Here is a 4,718-nt window from a genome sequence, read left to right as displayed (position 1 = left end):
GTCACGGGGACGCCCTCGGCGACCTCGAACTCCACGTCGGAGGCGACGAGGTAGCCCTCGGGCGCGAGCTCCTCGTGGAGCGTGTAGGCGCCCGGGAGCAGCGTGAGCTCGTGGGGCTCCTCGCCGGAGACCCACTCCTCCACGAGCTCGCCGTCCGCGTCGTAGACGCGCAGGGTCGCGCCGGGCAGCTCGTCCTCGCCCGTCACCGACTTCTTGGAGACCACGGTGCGGGGCAGGTCGTCGTTCGTGAGCGTTCCCAGGTCCACGGTCACGCCGTCGCGGTAGACGCGCACCTCGATGGGGCCGAGGAGCTCCTTGCCCTCGTTCGCCGAGCAGGGGAGCTCGGTAAGCTCGTAGGTGTCGTAGGGCAGCGCCCCCTTGGAGTCGTCGGGCCCGGAGGACCCGAACCACACGCCGGCCGAGACGTCCCAGGAGCCCTCGGGCGCCTGGTCGTTGGCGTTGATCGAGGAGGTGTGCGGGTTCCACGAGGCCGCCGTGCTCGCGCAGCCGTTGGCGTCGGTCACGACGACGTGGGACTCCCCGGTGGTCGCGCAGGTGATGCGGAACGGCAAGTCCCCGGTGGTCGAGGTTTCACCGAACGGACACGTGAGCGCGCGTGACCCGGCTGCGTCAGCTCCGAATTCGATTGTATGGGGGTGGGGAATAATCGTCTGTACTATTTACCTGCGTGTATGGAGAGATTTGAGTTCATTTTTTTCGTTGAGTTCAAATTGAGTTCCACTTCCCGCGCCAGAGCTCCCATACGCGGCCCGCTCGGTTATGCACGTTGTCCCGCGCATCCCGGAGCCCTCCTGTGGCGTCCGCGCCGTTGCGCTGCGTCGCGCCCCGTGCCGCCGCGTATCGTGTCGTTTTCTTCTGATTTGACGCTCCACCAGCGCATATATAGGACAAAGGGCCCTCCATCGCGCTTGATGGAAGGCCCTTCTCCGCGGTTTTCTGAGTTCCGATGTGCCGGTGGCTTGCTCGTTACCGGTGGACGGAATGATACAGAATAGTACGAGTTTTAATCATACGGACAGTCCAAAAAAAACGAACATCTGTACGATGATTTACTCCCACTCGATGGCGTCGGTTCTGCCGTCCCGTCATTCCAGTTACACCCAGTTTTCGGCATCGACACGGAACGCGTGCCGCCGAATGACGCGATGTCGCGTTTCGTCGGCTTCGGGGACAAAAGTTGGGACAATCTCAAAAACTTTTTTCAAACTCAGGGCTTTGAGTTTTTGTTTTTTGTCCCAAAGTGCGCGGCGGGTCGCCTTTGGAGGCTCGATGGCGCCGAAAACGCCCGTTTTGAAACTCAACCGCCCTTTTGCCTGCAAGCCGCCAGCTGCAATCGCAAGTGAATTAACGCGGGTGGCTTGCGCGCCATTTGCAAAACCCCAGGTCGCAGGTCTTCGCCATTCGTGAACAAAGTGAGTAGTCTCAGGTGGCTTGCTTATGAGTTGGCGAACGGGCCTTCAGGATTCAGGGCAAACATGCTGGTAGAATAGGATTCTCAAATCAATGACAGGAGACCGAGCATGGCCGAACCCCACGATAGGAAGCCGATCCTCACGATCGAGCAGCAGATAGAGCACCTCAAGCAGAAGGGCGTAGCCTTCGAGCTGTGTTCCGAGGAAGAGGCCGCGGACTACCTGCGCGACAAGTGCAACTTCTTCAAGCTCGCATCCTACCGCAAACTCTTCTCGAAATACGAGGGAGGCCCGCGCGACGGCCGCTACGTAGACCTCGACTTCGGCCAGCTGCGCCTGCTCGCGGCGCTCGACCAGGAGCTGCGCCACGCCCTGCTCGGCATGACGCTCGACATCGAGCATTTCCAGAAGGTGACACTGCTTCGCGAGATGGAGGACCGCGGAGAGGACGGCTACGCCATCGTGGCCGACTACATGGCATCGCTTACCACTGCAAACAGGGAGTACCGCCTGCGCGAGCTCAAGATGAGCGGCCGCAGCCCCTACAGCTCGAGCCTCTACGCGAAGTACTCCGGCGACATGCCTGCCTGGGCCTTCCTTGAGCTCACCTCGTTCGGCGCCCTCATCGACTTCGTGCGCTTCTGCGCCAGGCGATGGGGCGACAGGCGCCTCGAGGCCTCCCACTACGACCTCAAGCGCGTGAAGTCCGTCCGCAACTGCGCCGCGCACGGCTCGTGCCTGATCAACTGCTTCGCCGAGAGGGGCGCCGCCCGGGGCTCGGCGTCCAGCGGCGTCTCCCGAAGGGTCGCCGCCGTGGGAATCCCCAAGGCGACCAGGAGGAAGTGGATGGGGAATACGGCCATGCAGGAGGTCGCGACCGTGCTCGTGGCGCACTCCGGCTTGGTACCCGAGGGCTCCTCGCGCTCGCGCGCCGCATCCGAGCTCGCCGAGATGTTCGCCAGGGCCGACGGCGAAACCGAGGCGCTGCCCGACAAGGGGCCCGACGCCGCAGCTCGCTCCGCGCTCGAGTTCCTTCGCAGGTTGACAGAATCGCTCGGGTTGGTAGAATAGCCTGCAGATAGCAAAACCATCACGGTTTTAGGGGCGGACTTGCGCAAGCGACTCTGCCCTATTTTTATATTCACTCGCTATAGGAGACGGGTGATACTTGGGTCAATTAAGGGAGGGGCATCGCATGGCGTCAAGCGCAGAATACTTGGAATACGTCCTCGACCTGCTGGCCGACGTGCCGGAGGTCTCACATCGGAAGATGATGGGCGAGTATCTGCTCTATGCGTCGGGTAAGCTCTTCGGCGGCGTCTACGATGACCGTTTTCTGGTGAAGAGCACGGAGTCCTCGCGCGCGCTGCTCTCGGTGCCCGCCGTGCCCTACGAGGGCGCTGCGGAGATGCTGCTCGTGGACGTGGAGGACAAAGCCGCCGTGCGCGCCATCGTGGAGGGCGTGCTTCAGGAGCTGCCCGAGCCGAGGAAGCGCCGGGCGTAGATTCCCGCGGGTCTGCATATCGTCGCCGGCATCAATCACCCGTGCCTGCTCATATGGCGATTGCGCCATCACCACGCTTAGAAACCGAAGACTTCCTAGGACTCCTCCAGGAGACCTCCTAGGAAGTCTTCGGGTACCCTATGCGGCAGTTATGGCGCTTACGACCCGGCGGCCGGCGCCGCGCTTCCCATACGAGCGCTGGTGGGCCGCGAGACGGCCAATACGCCGGGCTCGACTTCGGGCACCTTGTCGACCTCGCCGCCATCGATCGCGAGCTTCGCGGCTTCCTGCTGCCCCTGACTCTCGATGTGGAGAACTCCGCGAAGACCAGACTGATCGAGCGCATTACCGAGAAGCCAGGCGAGGACGGCTACTCGATCCTTTCCGACTACCTCGCCGCCCTCAACCACGGCGACCGCAACCGCAGGGAAGGCGAGCTCAGGCGTCTGCGGAACGATGCCTACCTGGGACCGTTCGTCTCGAGGTACCCGATTGGCGAGATGCCGGCGTGGGTGTTTCTTGAGCTTTCGTCCTTCGGCGCCTTCGCCGACTTTTACCTCTTCTGCGCCAATCGGTGGGGCGATTCCGGGATGAGGGACGAGCACTACATGCTCAGGCGCGCGAACTCGCTGCGAAACGCCGCGGCGCATTCGAGCGCCATCGTGAACGGGCTTGGCTCTCCGTTGGGCGCACCGCAGCTGAGGTACCCGGCATCGTTGGCCGCGGCTCTCGGCGAAATCGGCATGTCCAAGCGCCTCAGGCGCTCGAAGATGCGCAATCCGCGCATCCTGCAGATGGCCGTTCTGGCTTACGCCTACTCTAGATTCGTCCCCAGGGAGAAAGCGGAGGGAACCCCCGAGAGGCTACTCGCACTTGCCGATAGGTCCAAGCTTCACGGCGACTGGTACGCGAGCAACACCGTAATAACCTCGTCGCATGACTTCATCGCGAGGGTCTTCGAGGCTTGGCTCGAGTAGCCCCTCTTTTCAGCAGCGCGGGTATCACCGTTCACGGTCAATGCGTGTGCACCCAAATACCCGCGGGATTGACAATGGGGCGTTTAGCTGCATAATAGTTACTAGTTAGAAACCCTCGGGTTTGCGGGGCAGGATCGTGAAAGCGGTCTGCCCTATTTTTTCCTCCGTCTGCTCCAAATCAAGTAGTTCGAAGATAGCCTGTAGGTGTCCACATGGGTGCCTTTTATTTTCAGGAAATCAGTCGTGAGCTAATGAACGCGGCCATCGGCCGTTTCATGAACGAGCGACCGGCTTGACCCAGATCGAACCGCCTTCATCTCCGTCTAGGCGCCGGCAATCAACATCGTAAATCCGCGCGTGCTACAATGCGTACATCAGAGATGAAAACACAGTCCCCGTCGGGTAGTCGCGGGCGTGCGGGAGTCCGCATCAGTAACCTGCCTCCTTGGTTGTCCCTTCTCTGCATGGTCATCTACATAAAGGAGGAACCAGCCATGCAGATCAGCGTGTCGTCCACCCTGACCGTATATCACGACGGCCAATTCTGGGTCGGGCTGGCGGAGCACGTCGAGGGCGGGAGGTACGGCGTCGCCCGCATCGTCTTCGGCGCGGAGCCGTCCGATGAGGAGATCCTGCAATTCGTTGCCGGCAGATGGGAGAAGCTCTCGTTCTTCGGTGGCGAGCCGACCGAGGCGAGCAAGCCCGCGAAGAACCCCAAGCGGCGCGCCCGCGAGGCGGCGAGGGCCCTTAAGCAGCCGGCGATGGGCACCAAGGCGCAACAGGCGCTCGCGGCACAGAGGGAAG

The 4,718-nt window shown here is 62.1% G+C and carries 5 protein-coding genes and 1 pseudogene (1 of these 6 running past the window's edge); 4 read left to right on the top strand and 2 right to left on the bottom strand.

Annotated elements, in window-relative coordinates; translation table 11 throughout:
• Both SFLMC1_RS05720 and SFLMC1_RS05715 read right to left on the bottom strand, forming a co-directional pair.
• Positions 1-572: collagen binding domain-containing protein (locus SFLMC1_RS05720; RefSeq protein ID WP_222838038.1), on the bottom strand; the 572-nt coding region annotated here is incomplete at its 3' end.
• A 543-nt stretch (positions 573-1,115) separates the two neighbouring features.
• Positions 1,116-1,322: a hypothetical protein gene (locus tag SFLMC1_RS05715; RefSeq protein ID WP_152074689.1), complete on the bottom strand. Its 207-nt coding sequence runs from the start codon at positions 1,320-1,322 to the stop codon at positions 1,116-1,118.
• A gap of 219 nt (positions 1,323-1,541) precedes the next feature.
• Here SFLMC1_RS05715 and SFLMC1_RS05710 point away from each other — a divergent pair, with 219 nt between their 5' ends.
• The 4 genes and pseudogenes from SFLMC1_RS05710 to SFLMC1_RS05695 form a co-directional block, all read left to right on the top strand.
• The gene (locus SFLMC1_RS05710) at positions 1,542-2,504 is read left to right on the top strand and encodes an Abi family protein (RefSeq protein WP_152074690.1); all 963 of its coding nucleotides are present in this window, start codon (positions 1,542-1,544) and stop codon (positions 2,502-2,504) included.
• 124 nt (positions 2,505-2,628) lie between these two features.
• Positions 2,629-2,937: a TfoX/Sxy family protein gene (locus SFLMC1_RS05705; RefSeq protein ID WP_152074691.1), complete on the top strand. Its 309-nt coding sequence runs from the start codon at positions 2,629-2,631 to the stop codon at positions 2,935-2,937.
• A 140-nt stretch (positions 2,938-3,077) separates the two neighbouring features.
• A complete protein-coding gene (locus SFLMC1_RS05700; protein WP_226798387.1) occupies positions 3,078-3,914 on the top strand; it encodes an Abi family protein in 837 nt (278 codons plus the stop codon).
• Between the two features lie 494 nt (positions 3,915-4,408).
• Positions 4,409-4,718 (top strand): annotated as a pseudogene (locus tag SFLMC1_RS05695) (YjdF family protein) (it continues 104 nt past the right edge of the window).

The sequence above is a fragment of the Collinsella aerofaciens genome, assembly GCF_901212495.1.
Classification (GTDB): domain Bacteria; phylum Actinomycetota; class Coriobacteriia; order Coriobacteriales; family Coriobacteriaceae; genus Collinsella; species Collinsella aerofaciens_H.
Note: the sequence above shows the minus strand (reverse complement) of the source record. Positions and strands in the feature narration are given on the sequence as shown.